At 57.9% G+C, this 24,657-nt stretch carries 19 protein-coding genes; 12 read left to right on the forward strand and 7 right to left on the reverse strand.

The features are described from left to right. Positions 1-98 precede the first annotated feature (98 nt). The 4 genes from GGD57_RS06285 to GGD57_RS06300 all read left to right on the forward strand — a co-directional run bounded on the left by GGD57_RS06285 (position 99) and on the right by GGD57_RS06300 (position 5,660). Positions 99-1,061, forward strand: coding sequence for a sugar-binding protein (locus tag GGD57_RS06285; protein ID WP_184467913.1), 963 nt, complete (start codon positions 99-101; stop codon positions 1,059-1,061). Positions 1,062-1,140: 79 nt separating this feature from the next. Beyond that, a complete protein-coding gene (locus tag GGD57_RS06290; protein ID WP_184468032.1) occupies positions 1,141-2,682 on the forward strand; it encodes a sugar ABC transporter ATP-binding protein in 1,542 nt (513 codons plus the stop codon). 40 nt (positions 2,683-2,722) lie between these two features. Next, complete coding sequence (locus GGD57_RS06295; protein ID WP_184467915.1) at positions 2,723-3,748, forward strand: ABC transporter permease; 1,026 nt, start codon at positions 2,723-2,725, stop codon at positions 3,746-3,748. Between the two features lie 616 nt (positions 3,749-4,364). After that, complete coding sequence (locus GGD57_RS06300) at positions 4,365-5,660, forward strand: DUF3422 domain-containing protein (RefSeq protein WP_184467918.1); 1,296 nt, start codon at positions 4,365-4,367, stop codon at positions 5,658-5,660. 326 nt (positions 5,661-5,986) lie between these two features. Here the strand turns inward: GGD57_RS06300 and GGD57_RS06305 are convergent, their stop codons facing one another. Continuing rightward, positions 5,987-6,418 carry a GlcG/HbpS family heme-binding protein gene (locus GGD57_RS06305; RefSeq protein ID WP_184467920.1) on the reverse strand — a complete coding sequence of 144 codons (432 nt, stop codon included), beginning with the start codon at positions 6,416-6,418 and terminating at the stop codon, positions 5,987-5,989. 199 nt (positions 6,419-6,617) lie between these two features. On the opposite strand from GGD57_RS06305, the gene GGD57_RS06310 reads away from it, so the two are divergent. From GGD57_RS06310 to GGD57_RS06320, 3 genes are all read left to right on the forward strand, one after another. Then, entirely contained in the window at positions 6,618-8,939 is a 2,322-nt protein-coding gene (locus GGD57_RS06310; protein ID WP_184467922.1) for a methyl-accepting chemotaxis protein, read from the forward strand. 317 nt (positions 8,940-9,256) lie between these two features. Beyond that, positions 9,257-10,048: an HAD family hydrolase gene (locus GGD57_RS06315; RefSeq protein ID WP_184467924.1), complete on the forward strand. Its 792-nt coding sequence runs from the start codon at positions 9,257-9,259 to the stop codon at positions 10,046-10,048. Positions 10,049-10,218: 170 nt separating this feature from the next. Continuing rightward, entirely contained in the window at positions 10,219-11,556 is a 1,338-nt protein-coding gene (locus tag GGD57_RS06320) for a glycoside hydrolase family 32 protein (protein ID WP_184467926.1), read from the forward strand. A 172-nt stretch (positions 11,557-11,728) separates the two neighbouring features. Here GGD57_RS06320 and GGD57_RS29450 read toward each other — a convergent pair whose 3' ends face one another. Beyond that, complete coding sequence (locus GGD57_RS29450) at positions 11,729-12,688, reverse strand: IclR family transcriptional regulator domain-containing protein (protein WP_184467928.1); 960 nt, start codon at positions 12,686-12,688, stop codon at positions 11,729-11,731. A gap of 32 nt (positions 12,689-12,720) precedes the next feature. On the opposite strand from GGD57_RS29450, the gene GGD57_RS06330 reads away from it, so the two are divergent. After that, a complete protein-coding gene (locus GGD57_RS06330; RefSeq protein ID WP_184468034.1) occupies positions 12,721-13,887 on the forward strand; it encodes an aminotransferase class V-fold PLP-dependent enzyme in 1,167 nt (388 codons plus the stop codon). Between the two features lie 53 nt (positions 13,888-13,940). On the opposite strand, the gene GGD57_RS06335 is transcribed toward GGD57_RS06330, so the two are convergent. From GGD57_RS06335 to GGD57_RS06350, 4 genes are all read right to left on the reverse strand, one after another. Next, positions 13,941-14,078 (reverse strand): DUF1127 domain-containing protein, encoded by a 138-nt coding sequence (locus tag GGD57_RS06335; RefSeq protein ID WP_088682709.1) that lies wholly within the window; start codon positions 14,076-14,078, stop codon positions 13,941-13,943. A gap of 209 nt (positions 14,079-14,287) precedes the next feature. Further along, positions 14,288-15,607, reverse strand: a complete 1,320-nt coding sequence (gene glcF, locus GGD57_RS06340; protein WP_184467930.1) for a glycolate oxidase subunit GlcF — start codon at positions 15,605-15,607, stop codon at positions 14,288-14,290. A 14-nt stretch (positions 15,608-15,621) separates the two neighbouring features. Beyond that, positions 15,622-16,800 (reverse strand): glycolate oxidase subunit GlcE, encoded by a 1,179-nt coding sequence (gene glcE, locus GGD57_RS06345; RefSeq protein ID WP_184467932.1) that lies wholly within the window; start codon positions 16,798-16,800, stop codon positions 15,622-15,624. Next, positions 16,797-18,239: an FAD-binding oxidoreductase gene (locus tag GGD57_RS06350; RefSeq protein ID WP_184467934.1), complete on the reverse strand. Its 1,443-nt coding sequence runs from the start codon at positions 18,237-18,239 to the stop codon at positions 16,797-16,799. Before GGD57_RS06350 ends, glcE begins: the two co-directional genes overlap by 4 nt. A gap of 109 nt (positions 18,240-18,348) precedes the next feature. Between GGD57_RS06350 and GGD57_RS06355 the strand changes: the two genes are divergently transcribed. Next, entirely contained in the window at positions 18,349-19,299 is a 951-nt protein-coding gene (locus GGD57_RS06355; protein ID WP_184468036.1) for a LysR family transcriptional regulator, read from the forward strand. Here the strand turns inward: GGD57_RS06355 and GGD57_RS06360 are convergent. Continuing rightward, complete coding sequence (locus tag GGD57_RS06360) at positions 19,264-20,040, reverse strand: DeoR/GlpR family DNA-binding transcription regulator (protein WP_184467936.1); 777 nt, start codon at positions 20,038-20,040, stop codon at positions 19,264-19,266. The genes GGD57_RS06355 and GGD57_RS06360 overlap by 36 nt on opposite strands. A 486-nt stretch (positions 20,041-20,526) precedes the next feature. Here GGD57_RS06360 and GGD57_RS06365 point away from each other — a divergent pair, with 486 nt between their 5' ends. From GGD57_RS06365 to GGD57_RS06375, 3 genes are all read left to right on the forward strand, one after another. Next, positions 20,527-22,773, forward strand: a complete 2,247-nt coding sequence (locus tag GGD57_RS06365) for a methyl-accepting chemotaxis protein (protein ID WP_184467938.1) — start codon at positions 20,527-20,529, stop codon at positions 22,771-22,773. A 4-nt stretch (positions 22,774-22,777) separates the two neighbouring features. Continuing rightward, positions 22,778-23,764, forward strand: coding sequence for a substrate-binding domain-containing protein (locus GGD57_RS06370; RefSeq protein ID WP_184467940.1), 987 nt, complete (start codon positions 22,778-22,780; stop codon positions 23,762-23,764). Between the two features lie 473 nt (positions 23,765-24,237). Beyond that, positions 24,238-24,621, forward strand: a complete 384-nt coding sequence (locus tag GGD57_RS06375) for a VOC family protein (RefSeq protein WP_184467942.1) — start codon at positions 24,238-24,240, stop codon at positions 24,619-24,621. The last annotated feature ends 36 nt before the right edge of the window (positions 24,622-24,657 follow it).

Consider the following 24,657-nt stretch of genomic DNA (forward strand, 5'->3'; position numbering starts at 1 on the left):
TGCCACCCGTCGCTTCGCGACGGCCCTGGGAGGGGGCGTGCATCCGACCGGCCGTAAAACGGAAACGGGCCCCTCTGCGGCCCCTCGGGAGGTGTATTATGAGACAGCTGAAACGCAATGCAGCCCTGTTCTTTGCCGGGCTGATGCTGAGCGCGGCGCCGGCTGCGGTATCGCATGCCGCCGACAAGCCGACCCTTGCCTTCGTCGTCAACGGAGCGTCCGACTTCTGGAAAGCCGCGGAGGCGGGCGTCAAGAAGGCGCAGAGCGAGATGCCGGACTACCAGATGGAACTTAAATACCCTGAGCAGGCGGCTGTCGCCATACAGCAGCGTCTCATGGAAGATCTCGTCAGCGCCGGCGTCAAGGGGATCATGGTCTCCGCGGTCGATCCCAAGACCCAGACGGACGGCCTGAATAAGATCGGTTCGCAGACGGCACTCTTCACCACCGACAGCGACGCACCGAAGACCAACCGCGTCGCCTATATCGGCTCGTCCAATATCGACGCCGGCATGCAGGCCGCCGAAATCGCCAAGAAGGCGATGCCGGACGGCGGCAAGTGCATCGGCTTCGTTGGCCTGCTCGGCGCCGACAATGCCAAAGAACGCATCCAGGGCATGAAGGACGGCCTCAAGGGCACGAAGATCGAGCTGACGGATGTACGCGGCGACGATATCGACCAGACGCGCGCAAAGAAGAACGTCGAGGACGCGCTGGTCGCCAGCCCCGACGTCACCTGCATGGTCGGTTTCTATTCCTATAATACGCCGCGCATCTATGAGGCGCTGCGCGACGCCGGCAAACTCGGCCAGATCACCGTCGTCGGCTTCGACGACGATCCGATCACGCTCGGCGGCGTCAAGGAGGGCACGGTCGCAGCGACCGTCGTGCAGCAGCCGTTCGAATGGGCCTATCAGGGCATGAAGCTGATGGCCGCCTATCTCAAGGGCGACAAGTCAGGGGTTCCCAGCAACGGCTTGATCATCATCCCGACGGTGATCATCGGCAAGGATGACGTTGACAAATATGCCGCCAATCTGAAGGCCATGTCCGGAAAATAATCCTCCTTCGCGGCGGCGGCGCTGCCGCTGCCGCGAAAGACGCCCCATGCCGACCAGAATCAGCAGCCATGGACAGGCGATGAACCATAGCTCCGACATCCCGTCACCGGACGCGCCTGCAACGCCGTTCCTTTCGCTTTCCGGTGTTGGCAAGACCTATCCGGGCGTCGTTGCGCTCGAGGGCCTATCGATCGACATCATGCCGGGAGAGGTCATCGGCCTCGTCGGCGAGAACGGGGCTGGAAAATCGACGCTGATGAAGATTCTCGGCGGCGTCATCGCACCCGACCGCGGCACCATCCTGCTCGACGGTGCAGAACTTCGTTTTCTCACCGTCGAATCGAGCATCTCATCCGGTATCGCCTTCGTGCACCAGGAGCTCAATCTCTTTGAAAACCTCGACGTTGCCGCCAATATCTTCCTGGGTCGCGAACCGCTGAAGGCGGGACCTTTCAAGCTCGTCGATCGCGATCGGCTGCGAGACATGGTGAAGCCGCTCCTGAAGCGGGTAGGGGCTCATTTTTCCGCCGACACACCCGTGGCGTCGCTTTCGCTGGCCGAGCAGCAGATGGTCGAAATCGCCAAGGCGCTATCCATCAACGCCAGGCTCGTCATCTTCGATGAACCGACGTCCAGCCTGCCGTTGGCCGAAACCGAGCGGCTTCTGAGCATTATCAAATCGCTGAAAGCGGATGGCATCAGCGTCATCTTCATCTCGCATCGCCTCCACGAGGTCGAGCGCGTAGCAGACCGGGTCGTGGTCCTGCGCGACGGCACGCTTGCGGGCACGCTCGCCAAGGAAGACATCGGCCACGACCAGATGGTCAAGCTGATGATCGGCCGGGTGCTTGCGGCCCGGACCGCAAAGCCGCAGCGCTCGCCCGGCCCGGTTGCGCTGCAGGCAAGCGGCGTGCGCACCGAGGCCTATCCCGGCCGCCCCGTCGATCTGGAAATCCGCTATGGAGAAATCATGGGGCTTGCAGGTCTCGTGGGGTCGGGCCGCACCGAGCTTGCAAGGGTCTTCTTCGGCATCGACCGGAGCTACGGCGGAGAAATTCTGCAGGACGGGCGGCAGATCACGGTCAATTCCGCGCGGGACGCCGTTGCTCGCGGCATTTTCCTGGTGCCGGAGGATCGCAAGCGTAACGGCATTCTTCTCGATTTGCCGATCGCCCAGAACATAAGCCTTGCCGATCTCCGCAAGCTTTCTCGCCGCTTCATGCTTTCTGCCGAGCGGGAGACGGCGGCGGCCGAAAAGCAGCGCCTTCGCCTCGGCATCAAGGCGCCCTCCGTTTCGACGCGAACTGGCACCCTGTCCGGTGGCAATCAGCAAAAGGTGGTGCTGGCCAAATGGTTGTCGATGAGCCCGAAGGTGATGATCTTCGACGAACCGACGCGCGGCATCGATATCGGCGCGAAGAACGAGATCTACGGCCTGATGCGAGCCCTTGCCGATGCCGGGGTCGCGATCCTGATGATTTCAAGCGACATGGAAGAGGTGATCGGCGTTTCCGACCGCATCGCCGTCATGCATGAGGGTCAGATCGCCGGCATATTGGAAGAGGACGAATTCAGTCAGGAAAGTGTCCTTTTGCTTGCTGTCGGCAAAAGGGTAAAATAGCGGCTGCGTCGATAATCAAATATCGGGGAATGAATCTCGAATGGTCAAGAAAGATCTCGGACTGCTGCTTTTGATCGTCGTCGTCGGCATCGTCGTCGCCATCATCAATCCGCGCTTCCTGCTGCCGATCAACCTGGCCAATACCGCCAACCTGATCGGCCTGTTCGGCATTCTGTCGATCGGCCAGGCCTTTGTCATCATTACAGGCGGTATCGAGCTTTCCGTCGGCTCGCTCGTCGCACTTCTCGGCGTGCTGTTCGTCGATTTTATCGCGGTGCAGGATATGTCGTGGATGCTGGCGCTGCCGCTCATTCTGGCACTTGGCGCTGTTATCGGTGCCGTGCACGGCTGGCTGATCACCCGGCTCAACCTGCAGCCCTTCGTCGTCACCCTTTGCGGCCTCCTGATTTATCGCGGGGCGGCACGCTTCTATACAGCCGACGGGACGGCGGGTTTTGCGTTCGGCCAAAATTTCCCTGACCTCGAATTCCTGACAGCCGGACGGTTCTACGGCGTTCCCAACACCTTCATCGCGCTTGTCATCATCGCCGTGGTCATGTGGATCATGCTGCATCGCTCGGTCTTCGGGCGTTATCTCTATGCAATCGGGAAGAACGAGGAGGCGGCCCGCTATTCCGGTATCCGCACCGGCCGCATGATCATGTCGGCCTATGTCATCTGCGGGCTGCTGACGGCGCTTTCGGCGATTTATTTCGCCATGTATACGCGCTCGATCTCACCGGCGAGCCATGGCCAGTTCTACGAACTCTATGCGATTGCCGCCGCCGTCCTCGGCGGTTTTTCGCTCCGCGGCGGCGAGGGATCGATCATCGGCGTCGTGTTGGGCACGGTTCTGCTGCAGGAGTTGCAGAATCTGGTGAATCTGCTTGGCATCCCATCATCGTTGAATTTCGCCGTTATGGGCGGCGTGATCCTCATCGGCGTCCTGATCGACCAGCAATGGCACGCGATCCGCGCAAAACGCCGCCTCGTCTCCGCCGCCCGGCACACCGAGGCCCGCCTTCCGAGTGATGGCAGCGTGCCCGTGGTTGCCAGTCAGGATTAGGTATTCCAAGAGCAGGACCTCTGCATCTCGGGCATTGTCTGCTGGCATGTCGCACTTGGAAATAGAATGTACCCCCGCTACATTTTTGTGGCGCATAATGCGATTTATGGAACCTGATGATCTCTATGCCAGGAAAAGAAGGAGAGCAGCAGAAACGCTACGGGGCATCACAGCGAACGAGGAACAGTGCAGACGGAACCTGGAAGCCGGGACCGCGCTTGCGACCGCCTTGGTTTCCCTCTTCGGCTGCGGCACTCGCCAAGAAGGTCCTCGAAACGGGACTGACCATTGCGAGAACTTCTCGAAGCGGAGCAGTCGCTTTCAGCGGAGCTCATCGACCAAGCCCTAGATTCCAAGGCTTCGGCTGGCGGCGGAGACTTACTATCTCGATGTTCCAATTCAAGGACAAATTGGCGAGCATGGCAGTTCTGTTTCAAGCCAGTTGGCCCGAGACGATATCGCAGCTAGCGCGACGGTCGAGCCAAAGTACCTTAGAGGCTAGGCGTTCAGCGGCACTTGAATGAGCACTCACCGAACTGGTAGCTTCTTTGCACCTGCAGGGCTTTCAAGGTGATTGCGTCTGGTTCATACAGGTTCGCCGGTTTAGGAGTTGATAATGGGGAAAACAGCCGTGACTCTAAATTGCGCAGAAGAGGCAGTTTCGGCGACCACGTCCGCTTCCAAACAAGAAGTCTCCTGCTCAGCTTCTTGTAATCCGGAGAGTGCCGACTTCAACTCCGAGCTTCACGCTCGGCCGTCGATTTATTTCGACGGTCCGGCGATCGTCGAACACGTTGCTTTCACGCCTGCGGATGGAGCGATCAAGGAGTTCCACGATACCGTTGAAGTCGATGGTAAGATTTCAGTCAGGCTCGAACGGCATACTGAATTCGTGACGGTCACTCGCCTACGGAAGTTGGACTCAGACCCCGAGTGTTGGCCGGCATCCGATCTCACGGAAGGTAATTTTGCGCGGCTCGCGGGATTGAATTCTCCTCGGCTTGTTTGCCACGTTAGTATCCTTGTCCTCGGGAACGCTCCTGACGAGCTGGGATCGGTTTTGAAAACCTTCGATCTCGGGGATACCGCGGCGTCCTCGATTGGTGGGGGCGCGGCGCAGGTATGCTCCGATTTTCGCGTGCGAGAAGACCATTCAAGCAGGATCATCCTGTTCAACAAGGACTTGAATGCACATCGCCTGGGGCGCATGGTGCGTCGCATTTTTGAGATTGAAACCTACAGATCAATGGCGCTGCTCGCATTGCCGGAGGCGCGACGCCTGGCGCCGCTTCTCAGCGGATATGATGCGCAGCTCGTTCAGCTGACCAACCGCAACCTGAGTACTCCCACACATCAACACAAGCAGCTGCTCGACGAGATCACGGTTCTTTCGTCGCATATCATCTCGGCCACTGCTGAAACTAGAAACCGGTTTGGGGCAACCGCTGCCTACGCCAAAATCGTTGAAGAGAGGATAGCACTTCTGCGGGAAACGCATGTCCCTGGTTTCCAACGTTTCGGCACTTTCGTCGAGCGCCGGTTCAAGCCGGCGGTTCGGACTTGCGAGGCCACCGTCTTGCGGCTCGAGCATCTGTCAAGAGCGACGATGCACCTGCTCGACCTCCTGCAGACCCGAATTCAGGTCGAGATTGAGTTCCAGAATGCTACACAGATTCAGGCAATGGCTGATAGAGCCGCGACGCAGGTCAAGATCCAGCGCGCGGTCGAAGGCTTTTCGATCATCGCGATCAGCTACTATCTCATGAGTCTGCTGAAACTGGTATACGAGACAGCAGACCACGCCGGGTTTCATTTCGATCCCATGATCATGCTTGTCGCCATTCCAGTGGTTGTGGGAACTGTTGCGATCACCATTCTGCGCGTCAAACATGCTCTAAAGGCAGAGCCCTAGAGGTAGAAACCGCAAGCTGAGCGACAAGTCCGCTTAGGGCAGGTGCCAACGAGCACGTATGTTTGAATAAAGGCGGGAATTGTTGCACGGCTCTATCGCGGCTCGCCGCAACCGACCGGCAGTTCTCACCAGCTTCGATTGCACGACCGGGGCCGCAAATCTGTATCTCAGAATATCGCGTCACCGCATCTTCAGTCTCTCCGCTGGCATCGCGTTCCTTCCTCTCAGGGAACTAAAATGAGGAACGTCTCACCTGCAGGACACCCCGACAAGCGGCCGACCCCCGACGCCTTCGGAGTTCGGGCCGATGATACCCACGCTTTCTATCATTCACCAGCGTCGGCTGTAAGACCAGAAGATCTGACGCCTTCGATTGCGACGACCTCGTCATTGTCGGCAGTGTCACCAGTGACGCCGACCGCTCCGATAATCGCACCGCTGTCATCCCGCACAAGAACTCCACCGGGAAGGGGGATGAACTGACCGACGGCAGCGACCAGCCCAGCAACATAGTACGGTCGCTCGACGGCGGATTGGGACAAAGCGCGCGTACCAATGTTAACGGATATCGCAGCGTTTGCTTTTCCAATAGCTATATTTGAGTGACCTGTCCCTGCCCCGTCTTCACAGGCGAGCGCCCGAACAGATCCACGATTGTCGAGCACCGCGACTGCCATCGGCTTCATGTTTCGCGCCCTAGACGCTTTCAACACCTCAGCCACCAACGCTTGGCCTACTTCCAGATTCACCACAGTCATACGAGCTCAACCTCTTTTAATGTGTAAACGTTTTTATTTGGTTCCGCGCGACGAATCGCTACTAGTCGCCTTCAACTCCGTTTTGGATAGGCAATTTCAAAAAAACGCGCACCATATACCGGTAAACGTTTACTTGTTTTTTATCTGATTTTTGTAGCTTACGCCAGCATCGACCTCTCGATGTCCAGGGGAGCGAAATATGAATATCTCACGCAATATCGCAAAGTCGATATCCGCCAAATTGCTGGTTTCAACAGGCATTGCGATCACGCTCGTTTTGGGCGTCTCGGATTATGCGCTGGTATCTGAAACCCGCTCTCGCACCGAGGCTGCTACCATCGAAAAAGCGCAAGCCGAAGCTCGGGCGATCGCGTTCGAGGTCAACTCCGAGCTCGGCATGCTTTCGGCTACAGCAAGATCCGTCGCAAGTTCAATCGCGGCGGGACACCACAATGGAACGCTTCAACGGGAGTCGGTGATCGACATGCTGAAGCCCGTTGCAGCTGACAACCAGCTCGCACTGGAGAGCTGGTTCCTTGAAGCGCCCAACGCTTTCGACGGCCAAGCGAGCAGCTTCAAGGGCAACCTGCAGAAGGGATCCAATGCAAATGGAATTTTCGCCCCTGGCTGGCTGAAGAACCAGGACGGGACCTTGACACAGCTCGCATTGGACGAGTTCTACGGCGAGGATTCTTGGACAAAGGCAACCTCTAGCATGAAGCCCTTGATGACCGCGCCGTTCATGGCTCAAGACCTCAAGCTTCCTCTAGCCAGCATATCGTTTCCCATCCGTGTAGATGGCAAAACGCTCGGAATTACTGGTATTGACATCTCGCTGCAGTCGCTCATGAAGCATGTGGGCGAGTTGCGACCGTTTGGGACGGGACGCGTTTTGCTGGTCGCGCAGAACGGAAACTGGTTGGTCGGCCCGAACGAGTCGATGTCGATGCAGCCGTATAAGGACATCGGCGAAGACAAGATGACCAACGCCCTGAATACCTTAGAACCGTTTGTTCTCGGTCAAGTGGTCGATGAAGCAGCCGGAGGCTTCACTCGGGTAGTCCAGCCCTTCGCCATTGCTGGCTTGGGAACGACATGGCTCGCGATCGTCGACGTCCCAACTTCTATCGTGGATGCCGCTGTATGGCAGCAAACCGTCATGCTGGCGGTGGGCGGCTTTCTTGTTCTTCTAACAGTCGTTTTTGCCCTCTACATTGCAGCCCGACGTTTCATCAGGGTGCCGCTTTCGTCGCTTGTTGCGGACGTAAGGCGTCTTGGCGGCGGACATTATGAGCGTGCGGTGGCGGGACAGAAGCGCGATGACGAGATTGGGTCGGTGGCACAGGCTCTGGAGCAGTTCAGGTTCGCCCTAGCGGACACAAGCCGCATACAAGCCGAAGCGGACACCCATCGGTCGGCAGCCGAATCCGAACGTTTCAAATCGGAAGAGGAACGCGCTCGTTCCGTCGCACTTCAGCGCCGCATCGTCAGCACAGTCGGGAACGGACTTTCTGCCCTGTCGCAGGGAGACCTATCCCATCGTATTACGGAAGACTTCCCTGGCGAATACCAGAAGCTCAAAAGCGACTTCAACGATGCGTTATCGAGTTTGGAGGAAACAATGAATACGATGAACTTGAGCGTCGTGAACATCGGTTCCGGAGCAGGAGAGATCAGTTCCAGCGCCTCGGATCTCGCGCGTCGTACGGAGCAACAGGCGGCGAGCTTGGAAGAAACCGCGGCGGCACTGAACCAGCTGACCGAACAAGTCACGGCGAGCGCAGACAACGCGCGAAAGGCCGCGGAGACCGTGAATTTGGCCTGCGACGAGGCAACGACGTCCGGGGACGTGGTCCGCGCCGCCATAAGCTCGATGAACGGCATCGAGCAGTCCTCTGTCGAGGTGTCTAGGATCATCGGCGTCATCGACGATATCGCCTTCCAGACCAACCTCCTTGCTCTCAACGCCGGCGTTGAGGCGGCCCGCGCAGGAGAGGCAGGCAAAGGCTTCGCCGTTGTAGCGCAGGAAGTCAGAGAGCTGGCGCAGCGATCCGCAAAAGCGGCCAAGGAGATCAAGGTTCTCATCAACACGTCGGCGGATCAGGTCAAAGACGGTGTCGAACTCGTCAGGAAAACTGGGCAGGCCCTGCAGAAGATTTCTGACCAAGTCACGGGCATCAACATTCTCATTCGAGAGATCTCGATGTCGGCGAACGAGCAGGCCGTCGGGCTGAAAGAAATCAACATCGCTATCAATCAGATGGACCAGGTGACTCAGCAAAACACGGCTATGGTCGAAGAAGCGACCGCGGCGAGTGCTGCACTTAACGACGAAGCTCAGACCCTCAAACATCTTGCATTACGCTTCAAGACCTCCGACTTCGAGCGACTTGGAGGAACTGAGCTTGGGGGCATGGCAATACGCATGCGCTCGCCGGCGGCCAGTGTCTCGATCGGCCGGGCCTGCAATCCCCGCCGTAGTGCGCTGGGGAACGCCGCCGTCAATTGGGAGGAATTCTGAGGCCTCCATTGAGAATGGCCGCTACCGCAAGAAACATGCAGTGGCGGCCATACAGCTACGCATATCGGCGGCACTGATCAGACGCTTCTCTCAGAGACTGCCGTCGCTCAGTGTTTCCGGCCTGCCGGTATCGTTAGCGACAACACGAAGCAGTTCCGAGGGACCCACGATACCTGCCGTATCCCCCCGCCTTTACGGTCCTGCGATCTCTGACCACCACGAAAAAGGAAAACGTTTATGCCAAGTAAACGTTTTCCATTGCGCTCACAGTTATAGCAGCATAGGCATGCTCACGCTGTCCCAATTGAGTAGGCACCATGATCTCAACCCTTTTTTCAGATGTTGATCGAACCCTTCTGACCGCCGACTACGACCTTCCCGAGCCGGTCGTACGTGGTTTCGCCGAGGCACGTAAACGCGGTATCGAAGCCGTTCTCGCGACCGCGCGTTCACCAAACGGTGTTGCGCCGATCTGCCGTGCACTCGGCATTGACTATGCCATCTGCTTCAACGGCGGGTGGATCGGCAAACCGTTGGAGCAGGCTCCGATCTCGGAGGCAAAGATCGCCCGGCGGATTGCATTGTCTGTGATGGCGGAGACCCGTCGTCTTGGGATAGCAAGTATGTGGTATCGGGATGATGCCATCTTTACGCTGGACAACTCGTCTCTCGTCCGGCGGGAGGCCGAAATTACCGGCGAGAGCGTCTGTGAAGTGGCCGACCTCAATGATCTTCCCGGCCAGCCTTTCAAGATCATGTGCGCGCGGCCCTTGCCTGAAGGTGGAGGCTTCGACGCCCTTCGGGCACGCTTTTCGCCGTCATGCGAGATGACCAGCTCGAACTGGAGGCTTCTCGAAATTACTCCAGCAGGCGTCTCGAAGGGCACAGCCGCGCGGCAAATTGCCGAACACTTGAAACTCGATCCGAGACTCTGCGCTGCCGCGGGCGACGCCGAGAACGACCTCAGCCTATTACAATGGGTCGGCGTGCCGGTTGCCGTGGCGAACGCAATTATAGAGATAAGGGAGCTTGCTCATTTTATCGGCCCGCATGCAGACGAAGGGGGAATGGCCGTCGTGCTCGATTGGTTGATGGCGAGAATGCAATAGCGGGTTGATTCCATTTTCTCGCCGCTGTGGCTTCGCCAGCGGGGCGTCCGGATGATAGGAACTTATTCGGGAAATTGCCTTGGTGGTCCTTCCCGTCAGTTGCTCTCCTCGTAGCTAATCAGCAGTTCATCGCTCGATGACGAGCTCCAATGTAAACGGACAACACGTCAATGTCGCTTACCGAGAAATTTCGTCCAAAACTGCACCTGACAGCCAAGTACGGATGGATCAACGATCCGAACGGCTTAATTTATGTGGATGGCGTCTACCATGCCTTCTACCAGCACGATCCGAACAGCATCCATCACGGACCAATGCATTGGGGCCATTCCAGTTCGCGCGACCTGGTAAATTGGATTCAACATCAGGTGGCGCTTTTTCCTGACGAGAACGGCACATGTTTCTCCGGCTGTGCGATCGAAACCGAAGACGGTCAGATCAAGCTGTTTTATACATCACACCGCCTCGATGACGCCGGCAGGGACTATCAGCAGCAATGCATCGTTCATGCCGACCGTTCGCTTTCGAACTTCGAGAAGGAGCCGAGCAACCCCGTCATCAATAATTCGGGCCTCGGATGCTTCCGCGATCCGAAAGTATTCTGGCATGCAGACAGCGGCCGTTGGATCATGGCGCTCGCCCATGGGCAAACGGTGGGACAGTCAATCGGCTTTCATTCGTCGGCAGACTTGATCAACTGGACCTTCGAAAGCGAATTCGGCAACGAAGACGGTCGTCACGGCACGGGTCCCTGGGAATGCCCCGATCTCTTGCCGATGGTCGCACCCGATGGCAGCAAGCATTGGGTCTTGATCGCTGGTATTGGAGACGATGCCTATGCTCCGGGGTCCGGCACGATGTATTTCATCGGCCAGTTCGACGGGAAAACCTTCACGAATTCGAACTCGCCAGAGACAGAGTTGTGGCTCGACTACGGCCGCGACTATTACGCGGCTCAGAGCTTTTTCGGCGTCCACAAGGATGCGCCGCTTGCGCTTGCCTGGTCGAACAACTGGAAATATTCGCAGCAGACACCGGCGGAGGAGTTCAGTGGGCTGATGTCGCTGCCCCGCCACCTCCGCCTGGTGGAAACATCTGACGGCCTGCGCCTCGGCTCGTTCGTGCCGGAAGCCGTATCGAGTGCGTTTTCGACGATCAATCTGTCTTCCGGGCAAGCGCAGCCGGTTTCAGGAACCTATCGTCTCCAGGAATGGATTTCGCTTGCGCCAGGCTCACAGGTGACCTTGAGCCTATTCGGCGCCGATTGTCCCCAGTTCACATTCCTTCGGGACGAGAATGGACGCACGCGCATCCGCCAGGTTCGCGACCCCTACAGCGACATGAACGAGTTCGCGCATGATTATGATGTGGACGCCGGTAATCTCGGCGCATTTACGCTCGAGGTATTCGTCGACAATGGCCTCGTCGAGCTTAACCTCGACAAGTTCATCTGGGCAACAAACGTCTACTATCCCGACACACCGGCCGGCGCGGTCGTTCTCCATTAGAGTAAATCTGAGGCTAATCGGGAGCGTCCGTTAAACCGTAACTTCCGGCCAGATTTGTTGAATGCCTTCGCAGCGATCGGAATGCTGCGGGCGACAGGCTGCACCTCATCCCCAACCTATCGAGGCAGCATCTTTATCATGAACGCTGATTGATCCACCATCGGCAGCTTGATCATCGGTCGCATCTTGCATCGGATATGCCGCGAGCGGCATCTATCACCAAAGCGCTCAGTCCCTCGAGCGAGGGTGCATCAAAGCGGCTCTTCGGTCCTGTCAGCGACAGTGCCGCGACAGGCAGGCCATCCTTGTCCATGATCGGGGCGGCGACGCAGCGCATACCCGCGACCTGTTCTTCGTCGTCGAGTGCCCAGCCGCGCGCCTTGATCTCGTTCAGTTGCATGCGCAGAAACGGCAAGGATACGATCGTTCGATCGGTGAGCCTTGCAAGAACCGTCTTCTCGAACATCGCATCGACTTCATCATCCCGCAAATGCGCAAGAACAGCTTTGCCGGCAGCCGAGCAATAGATCGGGATCTGCGATCCGAGCCGGAAGAAAGCGCGCAGCGGATTGTGGCTTTCGACCTGCGCAATGACGATCATCCGATCTCCCTGCCGGATTGAAAGGTTCGCGGTTTCACCGGATGCCGCGCCGATCGTGGCGAGATAGGCGCGCGCCATCTCCGCAAGGCCGGTACGGCGTAGATAGGCGTTGCCCACCTGGAACGCGCGAACGCCGATCTCCCATTTCTGGCTCACCGGGTCCATGGATAAAAATCCCCGCGCCTCCAGGATGAGGAGAAACCGATGAGCGGTCGAAGCCGGAACCTTCATTTTCGTCGTCAAGTCGCGCAGCGAGATAGGGCCAAAGCTTGAGACAGCTTCCATGACGTCGATCGCATGGTCGGCCATAGTCCGACCGGTCATGCTCAGATCAACCTGCTTGCTGCGCGGGCGCCCTCGCGGATTTTTCATGATGGGTCCAATCATTTTTAACAGTTTTGCAGAAGAACCATTTCGGTTTAAGAAAGTATCATTCGTGGGATAATATATACGTTTGATTTCATATGTTTGCGCTTTATTTTTTAGCTTCGTATGAGAAAAAATATAAAATAGCCTTGGCTGATCGATCACGTATTGTCACGCACTCCAGAGGAGGATTATACGTGACCGACCAAAATCCGATCTTCATTCCCGGGCCTACAAACATTCCCGACCGCATCCGCAATGCGATGAACCGGCAAACGGTAGATCATCGCTCTCCGAAGTTCAGCGAATTGTTCGGGAGCGTCCTTCAGGATCTTAAGACTGTCTTCAAGACCAGCAAGGGCACCGTGTTCGCCTTCCCCTCTACCGGCACCGGCGGCTGGGAGGCAGCGATCGAGAACACTCTGGCACCGGGCGACAAGGTCCTGGCAGCGCGCCACGGCGTGTTTTCCCACCGATGGATCGAGATGTGCCAGCGGCACGGCCTCGATGTGGAGGTAATCGAATCCGAATGGGGCAATCCGGCACCGGCAGAAACATTTGCAGAGCGGCTTGCGGCCGACAAGGCGGGCGCAATCAAGGCCGTTCTGGTCACGCATAACGAAACCGCAACGGGCGTGCGCAGCGACATTGCCGCGGTCAGACAGGCACTCGATCGGGCGGGGCACGGGGCGCTCCTGCTTGCGGACGGCGTGTCCTCGATCGCATCGATGAATTTTGAAATGGATGCCTGGGGCGTGGATGTTGCCGTGTCGGGCTCGCAGAAAGGCTTCATGCTTCCGGCAGGCCTCGCGCTGGTGGCCGTCAGCGAAAAGGCGCTTGAACTCTCGCGCGTGTCGAAGACGGCCCGCTGCTTCTTCGATTTTCAGGAAATGCTGAAAGCCAACAAGGCAGGGGGCTACCCCTATACACCTGCTCTTCAACATTTCTATGGCCTCCGGGAGAGCCTCGATATGTTGAGCGAGGAAGGCCTCGATCGAGTTTTTGCACGCCATCGACGGGCGGCGGACGCAGTGCGGGCGGCCGTTTCCGGCTGGGGCCTGGAGCTTTGCTCGAAGTCTGCGCCGCATCACTCCGACACGATCAGCGCCGTCTACGTGCCGGCGGGCTTCGACAGCAATGTTCTGACCGATCTAGTGCTCAAGAAGTATAACGTTTCCTTCGGGATCGGCCTCGGTCAGATGAACGGCAGGGCGTTCCGCATCGGCCACCTTGGCTCGATTACCGATACTATGATCCTCGGCGGCTTGGCGACGATCGAAATGGCAATGAACGAGCTTGGTTATCCCGTCGCACTCGGATCCGGAACGACGGCAGCCCAGCAGCTCTTCGCTCAGCGCTCGTAACGGCACGAAAAACTCCGCCGAAGCGGAGTTTTTTGAAAATCAGGGGATTGAGATCAGCGGCCCTGCACAGCGCCGCGGATTTCTTCCCGCAGCAGGCCGACATCTGCCAGCGCATGGTCGTCAAGGGCACTCAGTTCGCGGATAGCCCGGCGCTTAGCGGCATAATTCTTCACGCGTTCGCGAATATTCATGTTCATCATCTCCGTTTGGTGTTGATGAAGATATAGGCATTTTTCCGCCTAATTTGAATGCATTGCTATGCATTAGAGGCATGCGTTTGGCGCAGGCCACGCTTGATGAAGGCAATCTCTTCGGCGCAGTAGGCTTAACTCATCGGCATAGCGATGATTATCAGACAATCCCGGCGCGGGATTTGAGCGGCAGCAATCACCAACAGCAGCTAGGTCGTCGTGGATGACAGCTTGGCAAGTGCAGGTGGTACCTGTCCCCCATAGGCCCAGTTCAGCAGTTCGACTGTGTGAACGAGCGGAATATCGGTTCCGCTTCGCAATTGGGTCATGCAGCCAATATTACCCGTGGCGATGACGTCGGGGCCTGTCGCCTCGATGTTCTTGACCTTTCGCGCCTTCAGCGAGGCGGATATGTCCGGCTGAAAAATATTGTACGTTCCGGCCGAGCCGCAGCACAAATGTCCCTCCGCCGGTTCACGGACCTCAAATCCAGCCTGCTTCAGCAGGATTTTCGGCGCCGCGACGATCTTTTGGCCGTGCTGCATGGAACAGGCGGAATGATAGGCGACGGTGAGGTTCTTCGGATCGGCCTTCGGAAGATCCAGACTCGCCAGAAACTCTGTAATATCCTTGGCGAGCACGGATATCCGTGCTGCCTTGCCTGCGTAAGCGGTGTCGTGGCGCAGCATGTGGCCGTAATCCTTGATGGTCGTGCCACATCCGGACGCCGTCACGATGATGGCGTCGAGACCCCTCGCTTCGATCTCATTCGTCCATGTTTCGATGTTCCCGCGGGCCGCGTCGAGGGCTGCTTCTTCCCTACCCATGTGATGGACAAGTGCTCCGCAGCAGCCCTCGCCTTTCGGCCAGGCCAGTTCGATCTCCAGGCGTTGGAGAAGCGAGGCGGTCGCGATATTGATGCCGGGGTCGAGGATCGACTGGGCGCAACCGGAAAGAATAGCGACCCTTGCCTTGGCGCGTGTCGGTATCACCTCGCGCACCGGCGGTTGGTAGGCCGAGCGGCTCCGCCTGGGAACAGTGGCAAGCCGCAACATTGCGGCGACCGGCTTTAACGGGCCTATTCGGTCGAACAAACCGCTGAGCGGAAGAGCAAACTTGGCCATTGCCAGCGCGACGCGGAATCGGCCGGGATAGGGAAGAATGGCAGCGACAAGGCTACGCAGCAGGCGGCTGAAGATGGGCCGACGGTAGGTTTTTTCGATATGTATTCGGGCGTGATCGATAAGATGCATGTAATCGACACCGGAGGGACAGGTGGTCGTGCAGGCAAGGCAGGAAAGGCAGCGGTCAATATGCGTGACGGTTTTCTCGTCAGCTGCGCGGCCGTTTTCAAGCATGTCCTTTATAAGGTAGATGCGTCCGCGTGGACTGTCGAGTTCGTTGCCGAGTGTCACATAGGTTGGACAGGTTGCCGTGCAAAAGCCGCAGTGGACGCATTTGCGGACAATAGCTTCCGACTCGGCGACTGCCGGATCTGATAGTTGCTCGACGCTGAAATTGGTGCGCATCGCTCAGTGGCTCGTCAAAATGTGGGGTTGAAGATAGTCTGCGGGTCGAGCGCGGCCTTGATCCGCTGGGAGAGCGCCAGCAAAGGCAGGCTCGGAGGATCGAAGGAACGACTATCCAAGCGTGATCTCGCCCTCACCAGAACAGCATGCCCGCCGCCCGCCTTGGCGATTTCCGTCCGAACTAGTTGAGCGTCGAGCCCTTCGCTTGTCTCCATCCAGACCAGAGAGCCCTGCCAATCGTAGAAGACGTTTGGTTTTACTTCTCGACGAATGGCGGCGACAAAACGATGAGCCGACATCGCCGGCAGGGAGATTCGCCAGAGGAATGACTTGCGGTCGCCGGAAAAGGGGATCGCATGACGGATTGCGTTCCACATGGTGATACTGGCTTCGTGATCAGCGATAGCGACATGACCGTACGGCGTCATCGCAGCGCGCATCTTTTCGGCCCGCTCTTTCACAGACGCGGACAAACCTTCCATGCGAAGGAGAACGGCGCCCTCCTCCGGCAAGTTCCCGATCATGACACGACCTGCAAGATTGCCGGGGACGAATGCTGCGCCCGATACTGACAGCGGCAGTCGAAGGGCGGCCGCCATTGCCTTTGCTGCATGTGCATCGTCGTCACAGGAAAGAACGAGGGTCGAGGAGGTCTGCGGTCTCGGGAGCACCTTGAACGTGACCTCGGTAATCAGCCCGAGTTCTCCACGCGATCCGGCAAGCAATTTTGGAAGATCGAGGCCTGTCACATTCTTCATGACGCGCCCTCCAGCGCGTATGATCTCGCCGGCCCCATTGATAAAGCGAAGACCAAGGAGATGATCGCGCGCCGCGCCGTTGACGAAGCGTGCCGGCCCCGAGCTGTTGGTCGCCATCACTCCCCCGATGGTGGATCTGCCTGTCGTCCCCATGACGGGACCGAGATCGATCGGCTCAAAGGCCAGAAATTGGCCTTTTTCCGATACGACTGCCTCGATGTCGGCAAGCGCGGTGCCGGCTCTGGCGGTCATTACCATTTCCGAAGGGTCGTAATCGACAATGCCGGTAAGCTTTGTCGTGGCGAGAACGTCACCCTCGCTCAGATCGATCGCCGAGCGCGTGTTGGCACCGATGATCCGGAAAGGAGAACGGCTGGCCGCACGCGCGCGCACCAGCTCGCGTGCTTCGTCTTCGGATGCAGGAGAAAGGATCATGCGAGGTCTCGGCATTCCAAGGGAAAGACCTTCGAAGGATTGAGGATCCACGCAGGATCGAAGGCCTGGCGGACGGCCATCTGCTGCTTGAGGTCGGCATCGGCGAACTGATGACGCATGAGGTCGCGCTTTTCGAGACCAACGCCATGCTCACCGGTCAAGCAGCCGCCAGCATCGACACAAAGCTTGAGGATCTCGTTTCCCGCCTCTTCCGCTCGAGCAGCATCTTCGGGGTCATTGATGTTGTACAGGATCAATGGATGCATATTACCGTCGCCGGCGTGAAAGACGTTGGCGACGCGAAGCCCAAACCGATCGATGATTTCGGACGTCTTCTTAAGAACATGGGAGAGTTGGCCGAGCGGCACAGTGCCATCCATGCAAATGTAATCTGCAATACGCCCGGTTGCACCGAAAGCCGATTTTCGACCCTTCCAGATCAGCGCGGCCTCCGTAGCCGACTGGCTCTCCCTGATGACTCTGACGTCATGGTGACGCGCGATGGCGATGATATCAGCAAGGACAGCGTCCATTTCCGTATTGGAGCCCTCGACCTCGATGATCAGAAGGGCACCGACATCCATGGGGTAGCCGGCATGCGCAAAGGCTTCGCAGATTTCGATCGCTTGCTTGTCCATGAACTCGATGGCGACCGGAATGATGCCTGCCGCGATGATGCCCGCGACACAGGAGCCCGCCTGTTCGGATGTGTCGAAGCCGAACAGGACAGGACGTGATCCTTCCGGCGAAGTGATCAGGCGAACCGTTGCCTCGGTAACGATGCCAAGCTGGCCTTCCGATCCGCAGATGACCCCGAGAAGGTCATAGCCCGCACCATCGAGCGCCTTTCCACCGATTTCGACGATTGTCCCGTCGAACATTACCATGGTCAGCCCGAGAAGGTTATTCGTGGTTACGCCATATTTGAGGCAATGCGCTCCGCCGGAATTCATGCCGATATTGCCGCCGATGGTGCAGGCAAGCTGCGAGCTCGGGTCGGGTGCATAAAATAGACGGTGGCCTGCGACCGCATTCGAAATATTCAGATTGGTCACGCCGGCCTGGACGGTCGCCGTGCGGTTTTCGAGATCGACTTCCAGGATCTTCGACATTTTCGACAAGCCGACAACGACGGCATCTTCCTGCGGAATGGCTCCGCCGCAAAGCGAGGTCCCTGCCCCGCGCGGAATGATCGGAATCTCGTTGGCCTGGCAATAGGCCACGACTCTCGATACCTGCGCGGTGGTTTCCGGCAGAACGACCGCCAGCGGCAGTCGCCGGTAGGCGATAAAGGCATCCGTCTCGAACGGCACGAGCTCGCGCTGGTCGCTGATCACACAAGACGGTGGCAACAACAGTTCAAGATCCGCGATAATCGTCTCTCGCCTAGCCAGGATATGCTGTTTGGGCGGCAAGAAAGAAATAAATGCTTGTGACATTTCCCCAGCGCAAAAAGCGCTCCTCTTTGTGCGAGAAAACGTTTACTATCTTTTTCACTTTGGCGCAAACACTAAAGAACATATGACTGTTCCGGAAAGAATGTTGTGCATGACCAACCTGGGCGATCTCGAGGTTTTCACAAAAGTCGTGGCGACCGGTAGGATGTCGTTAGCGGGCAAGTTATTGGGCTTCTCGCCTGCAGTCGTGTCCAAGCGCATCAAACGGCTGGAAGACCGGCTCGGAGCGAGGCTTCTGCAGCGAACGACGCGGCAGATGACGTTGACGGAAGCCGGACGTGGTTTTTACGAGCGCGTCATCAATATATTGGCGGGGATTGAAGAGGCAGAGTTTTACATTTCCGGCCGAGCTTCGGATTTGAGTGGCATGTTGCGGCTATCGGCTCCGACATCTTTCGGTAGAATGCACGTTGCTCCGCATCTGAAGGGATTTATGGACGGACATCCGAACGTCGTCGTCGAGCTAACGCTGAATGATGGCTTTTCGAATCTAATCGTGGAGGGCTATGATCTGGCAATCCGCGTTGGCGAATTGAGTGATTCCAGCCTCATTGCACGTCGCCTAGCACCTGTGCGCAGGATTCTCTGCGCGTCCCCTGACTATATCGCGGCAAATGGTGCTCCGATGACGATTGCCGATCTACAAAGCCATCATTGTCTTCCCTCCCAAAACGGCGATCCGTGGAAACTGGTCGGACCGAGCGGCGGTTTCGTTGTACGACCTGAAGGCGCCTTGATCACGAACTCGAGCGAGGTTGTGCGGGAGGCGGCAATCGCAGGGATCGGAATCGCTCTCAGGTCGACCTGGGATGTTGGCGAGGAACTGCGTACCGGCAGGCTTGTTCGCGTGCTTCCCGAAGTCGAAGGTTCGCACAACATCACCGTATCTGCGGTCTATCCTAGCCGCCATTTCCTTCCTTCGAAGGTCCGGGTGTTCATAGATTACCTGGTAAACGTCTACGGCCCATCGCCTTATTGGGACCGAGAGCACGTTCGGCGATCGTCGTCAAACGGTTTCCCACCTGCCCCCTTGGTCAGCTAGTGCGCCAAGTACGCGTTCATCCGGTGCATGCGTGCTGATGATGTTTTTAATCTTGTTCACTGGGGCGACCATAAACGGCGCACTGCCCAGCACAGCGCCTGTTGTCAGCAAAGTGATGGCGTTCGACCGTTCGGCGACAACGGATTTGAGCTCGGCCATATGGAAATTCGTACTTACAAGGCCGCAGTCTATGTCAACGAGGCAGTCGCCGAGGACAAGAACGTCAAAATGGAGGTTACGTGCCAGCGAGATCGCTGCGCTGCCGAAAGTCGCGGAGCGCTTGAAATCGTACAGGCCTCCCAAAAATATCACTTCGCGAGTCTGCGCATTCAGCATGCCAAGCACGCAGCTGCTATTCGTGGTGATTGTCAAGTTCAACGCAGGCGATAGCGCGCCAGCGACGGCGGCGGCCTCGGCGCTCTCGTCGAGGTAGATGCTTTGGTTCGGGCCGATGAGCCTGATCGCGGCACCGACGAGGATGCCCGCAGCAGTGGGTGGCGCAGACAAAGGCGGCATCTCGGCCTCGCGGGTACGCACCGCTCCACCATAAACCTTGAACGCCGCACCGGCCCGATTGAGGGCGCGCAGGTCGCGTCGGATCGTATCTTCGGAAACGCAGAAAAGCGATGCCAACTCACGCGATGATACTCGGCCCGCTGTCGCGATCAGATCTTTTATCTGCATCCGGCGCTCGATGACGAGGAGATCACCTGAATGCGGGGCGGAGGAATTTGAGCTCAATTTACCTACCAAAGCTACTTCGGATGAAGCACCTTAATATCCGCGAAAGTCGATTGGTGCCAAGGCATTTTCGGTGCCATTTGAAAACGTTTACCGTCAACATGGGCGATGGTCGCGGCGGGCCGAAGCGGCCGGGCGACACAGTTCGCCGGTCCCCCGCGGCGACCAGTCCACCGAGTCAGCGCTCGACCAAACCCCGCCACTCTGGTCGGCGCCGGAGCACATTGTCGCCTCTCCGCTCTGCGTTCCCCGACGACATGCGCAGGACCTTCACTTGCCCACCCGCGGGAACGTTTTCTGACGTGGGAAAGTGAGCACAGCCGGTCACAACCCCAATTCACAGCAAATTCTGGACAAAAAATGGCGTTTCTTTAGATCACCAAAATTTAATCATTGGTCGAGAGTATACGTTTACTTGCGGGCATCGCTCTGTGAACCGCTGATCGCTTATTACCTAGCTGCCCAAGAGACCGTGGGGGAAATTTTATGGAAGCATTCTTGTCGCGCTTTAGCATCCAGACGAAGGTAATCCTGTTCCTAGTCCCTCTGCTTGCAACAATCGGCGGTGTCGGTGCCATTGGTCATTATTCATCGGGGATGCTGAGTTCGCGGCTGAGCGTGTCAAGCGACATCTTGGACGCGTTGACAGGGTTCAAGGATACCTATGCTGATATGACGTCCTTCCTGCGCAGAACGACTGCCGACAACAAGGACGCGGTTGCAGCTCGTCTTGCTGATCAGGTGGCTGCGCTTGACGCTGTCGCCTCGGCAATGACCCAGAAGGAGGACACAAGCCTTCTTTCAAGTGCGCGCGAGAAGACTGATCGTATCAGCGGCGGCATCGCATTGCTCTGGCAGATTTATGGCTCGGAACAAAATCTCCGCTCCACCATAGCGACGAATATCGATCAGCTAACTGCTATGGAGGAACGAATCGATACGAGCATTCGCGCTCTTAGCAAACAAGCCAACGCCGACAAAGCGCCCATCGACGGGCTGTTGAACGACGCGATCGCGTCGGCGCGGGCGGGGTCGTCTGCTGACGAGACTCTCGGAGAGCTCACTGCGCTCGCTGGCCAACTTAAGCTCGCACAGAAGACCGGTAAGAGCCTGGAGGCCATCACCAAGAGCGTTGCAAAGCTTCAGTCGTCACTCCATGGGGTCCAGCTTTCAGCGACGAGCTTCCTCGGATCGGCGACGAACGAAAACAGGCTGGACCTGATGAAGCGGTTCGACACGGCCCAGAATGACATGCAAGTCTTGCGTGCGGTCGGCCGTGGCCAGGAGACGCTCGAACAAGTTTCGGGAGATCTGCTGCAGATCATGAACGGCATGGAACAGGACACGAAGGCGCTCATCCAGGTCAACGCCAAGCGAAGCGAAGCTTTCGACGGAGCTGGTATCCTCGTCGACCGAGCATGGGATGACCTGCGGGCCTTCGCCGAGGGTCAGAAGGTGGCAGCTGACAGTCAGACCTCGCTGGCAAATTCGATCTCAGTAACCGCCATGGCGATCGGAGCGCTGATAGCTCTCGGGGCCGGCTTCGGACTTGTTTGGACCCTGCGGCGGCCCATCGCCGCCATCACGCAGGCAATGCACCAGCTCGCCGAAGGCAGGATCGATACGAAAGTATGCGGCGGCGAGCGCCGCGATGAGATCGGAGCCATGGCGCGTGCACTAGCCGTCTTCAAGAGCAATGCGATTTCTAAACTAACCGCAGAAGAAGAAGCCTTTCGCACGCGCCAGCTGGCAGATGCGGAAAGAGCCGCAAACGAGGAAGAACGACAGGCCGTGCAGGACCAGATCGGCGAGGCGGTCAAGGTCCTTGGCACGGCGCTTGCCAATCTGGCGGCCGGTGACCTCTCACAAAGGATCGAGCGCCCATTCGTCGGAAGCCTTGAAACTTTGCGGATGGACTTTAATTCGTCGGTCGAAAAACTCAACGAAAGCCTCGCCTCTATCCGCCAAAACGCTATAGCGATGCAGGCAAATAGCAGCCAGTTGTCGAAAGCATCTATCGAACTTGCCCACCGCACCGAGCAGCAGGCCTGTTCGCTGGAAGAAACCGTCGCGACAATGGGAACGATCGGCAGGACCGTCGAAGCGTCGGCAGCGATCGCCGCGCGCGCCGACAGAGCCGTCGAGGTGACGAATCGGAACGCAAACTCCTCCGCACAGGTTGTCTCCGATACGGTCGATGCGATGCGCAGGATCGAAGCGGCATCGAGCAAAATCAACAGTATTATCGAGGTCATCGACGATATCGCGTTCCAAACCAACCTGCTCGCGCTTAATGCGGGTATCGAAGCGGCCAGGGCCGGAGAGGCCGGCAAGGGATTCTCGGTCGTTGCTCAGGAGGTGCGGGAATTGTCGCAACGCTCTGCCGAAGCAGCCCAGGAGATCAAGAGCCTGATCCGTGGCTCCGCGGCCGAGGTGCACGATGGGGCTCTCCTGGTGGAAAAGACAAGCTCGGCCCTGTCTACCATCATCGACCAAGTGGCAGCAATTCGAAGCGATGTGGCATCAATTGCACAGGCAACTAAGGATCAGTGGATCAGCGTTTCGGAAGTCAATGCCGCGCTTTCGCAGATGGATACAATCACCCAGCGAAATGCCGCCATGGTGGAGGAAACCAACGCGGCAAGTCAGGTTTTGGCGCAGGAATGCCTGCGTCTTAGGCATTCGGTAGAGGAGTTTGTGATCGAGCGGTCTTCGCCCGCGATCGCAGCATAGGCACGTGAATCTGAAAGAACTTTCCAATCTGCTCGGCCTGTCGCAAACCACGATCAGCCGGGCGCTGAACGGCTATCCGGAGGTGGCCGAGCCAACAAGGCTGCGCGTCATGCAGGCGGCGTCCGCGGCCGGCTATCGACCAAGCCAGCATGCCCGTCGGTTGGCTGGCGGGCGTGCCGATGCCGTTGGGCTCATATGGAGTCCGGACCCGGAGCAGTCGGATCACGGTCTCGAAACCGTGCTTCTGCGGTCGCTGGTAACGGCCGGCAGCGTCTACGGTCTGCATTTCGTACTCATCGTGTCCGGGCGCGACGGCGGGCTGAGGGAGGCAAGAAAACTCTCTTTGAGGGGCATGATCGATGCCGCCCTGCTTCTCAATCCGCAGGATTTGCCAGTGCCCGGTGACTGGCCGGTGCCGATCGCTTGCGTTGGAAGACGGCCCGTCTTGGGCACAGAGCTGTTGTGGGTCGACATCGACCACGAGCAAACTGCCTATGCGGCGGCGAAATTCCTGTTCCAGATCGGCCACCGCCGATTGGTACTCGTCGACGACAAGTCCGACCGGATGCAGCTCTACCTCGCCGGAGCAAGGCGGGCGCTGGCGCACTTCGGTGCCACGCGGAATGCGTCCTTTAGCATCGAACTGGAGCCAGCTCGGCGGAACTGGGATGCGGCGACCCATGAACAACCAACATGCTTTTTTTGCCCGAACAATGCTCTCGCTCGGGAGGTTGAAATGCATGCTTCTAAACATCGAATGAGCATCGGTGAGGATGTTTCCATCATTGCCTACGACGAGAGCGGAAAAATGAGCGCGGAAATGGCCAATCATTCTCTTACGGTATGCAGACCGAACATCGAGGTACTTGCACGCCGAACCCTAGAAGCCGTTCGCAGCCTGATCGAGCCGGGCGGAGCCGCATCAATCGATCCCTTGATACAATCCGAACTCGTCGTGGGGCTTTCTACAGGAGCGATGAGGGTCTGCTAGGCCAGCGCATTTCCGTTGCAGTCATTTATCGCAGCTCGCCTTGCGTGCACGCTGGTCGGTCGCATCGGCGCTCAAAAATGTTCGCTAACCCTGGGCCTGGATCGCTAGGGCCGGGAGTTGCCGCTGCCATGGTCGCGAGGTGCGGATCACGGGGCAATGCGCCTGAAGGCCAAGCGGGGCGTGTACATGCAAAATCGCATCACGTTGGCCTCCGAGGATTTGCCTCGTTCGGCAGTTGAAACTTCGCCAAAATAAAACTGCGTTGGTCTCGATAACGCAGGGCAACAGGAAAACACATTTCGCTATTTTACATCCTTGGCGATTGCGTCTCAAAGGGAAACCACGTCGCATCGACGGATGCGGTCGGGACAATGTTACCGAAGGGCCATGCAATCGGCGCGCCTGCGCCGCATGACAGCGGAAACTGCGCATCCCGACGACCGATGCCATGTCAAACTTGAGAGGAAAATACGTTGCATCTTGCTCATGTCGCTCTTTGGACTCCCGACCTCGACCGGCAGGTTGCGTTCTGGAAGACATATTTCAACGCCACGATCGGCGAGGCCTACCACAGCAAGCGTCGAGAAGGTTTTGTTTCGAGATTCATCAGGCTTTCGGGCCAGAGTGCGGAGATCGAACTCATGACCGGGCCTTGGATAGGGGCCGGTGAAGACATCGAAGCGTGCGGGTGGGACCACATCGCCATTTCTCTCGGGAGTTCCCAGGCGGTCGATGAAATGGCGTCACGGTGCAGGGCCGACGGGATTCTCATTTCGGGCCCGCGAATGACCGGCGACGGCTATTACGAGGCTGTGATCGTCACGCCCGACGGTTCCCGCGTCGAGATAACCGGATAATACCAAAGGTCCGAGACCGCGATCTGTGTCCCGGAT

This window comes from Rhizobium esperanzae, assembly GCF_014197615.1.
Taxonomy (GTDB): domain Bacteria; phylum Pseudomonadota; class Alphaproteobacteria; order Rhizobiales; family Rhizobiaceae; genus Rhizobium; species Rhizobium esperanzae_A.

What these genes read in the sequence shown, in the direction of transcription:
- GGD57_RS06285 (WP_184467913.1), top strand. Translation starts at nt 99, where the DNA reads ATGAGACAGCTGAAACGCAATGCAGCCCTGTTCTTTGCCGGGCTGATG.
- GGD57_RS06290 (WP_184468032.1), top strand. Translation starts at nt 1,141, where the DNA reads ATGAACCATAGCTCCGACATCCCGTCACCGGACGCGCCTGCAACGCCG.
- GGD57_RS06295 (WP_184467915.1), top strand. Translation starts at nt 2,723, where the DNA reads ATGGTCAAGAAAGATCTCGGACTGCTGCTTTTGATCGTCGTCGTCGGC.
- GGD57_RS06300 (WP_184467918.1), top strand. Translation starts at nt 4,365, where the DNA reads ATGGGGAAAACAGCCGTGACTCTAAATTGCGCAGAAGAGGCAGTTTCG.
- GGD57_RS06305 (WP_184467920.1), bottom strand. Translation starts at nt 6,418, where the DNA reads ATGACTGTGGTGAATCTGGAAGTAGGCCAAGCGTTGGTGGCTGAGGTG.
- GGD57_RS06310 (WP_184467922.1), top strand. Translation starts at nt 6,618, where the DNA reads ATGAATATCTCACGCAATATCGCAAAGTCGATATCCGCCAAATTGCTG.
- GGD57_RS06315 (WP_184467924.1), top strand. Translation starts at nt 9,257, where the DNA reads ATGATCTCAACCCTTTTTTCAGATGTTGATCGAACCCTTCTGACCGCC.
- GGD57_RS06320 (WP_184467926.1), top strand. Translation starts at nt 10,219, where the DNA reads ATGTCGCTTACCGAGAAATTTCGTCCAAAACTGCACCTGACAGCCAAG.
- GGD57_RS06335 (WP_088682709.1), bottom strand. Translation starts at nt 14,078, where the DNA reads ATGAATATTCGCGAACGCGTGAAGAATTATGCCGCTAAGCGCCGGGCT.
- glcF (WP_184467930.1), bottom strand. Translation starts at nt 15,607, where the DNA reads ATGCGCACCAATTTCAGCGTCGAGCAACTATCAGATCCGGCAGTCGCC.
- glcE (WP_184467932.1), bottom strand. Translation starts at nt 16,800, where the DNA reads ATGATCCTTTCTCCTGCATCCGAAGACGAAGCACGCGAGCTGGTGCGC.
- GGD57_RS06350 (WP_184467934.1), bottom strand. Translation starts at nt 18,239, where the DNA reads ATGTCACAAGCATTTATTTCTTTCTTGCCGCCCAAACAGCATATCCTG.
- GGD57_RS06355 (WP_184468036.1), top strand. Translation starts at nt 18,349, where the DNA reads ATGACCAACCTGGGCGATCTCGAGGTTTTCACAAAAGTCGTGGCGACC.
- GGD57_RS06365 (WP_184467938.1), top strand. Translation starts at nt 20,527, where the DNA reads ATGGAAGCATTCTTGTCGCGCTTTAGCATCCAGACGAAGGTAATCCTG.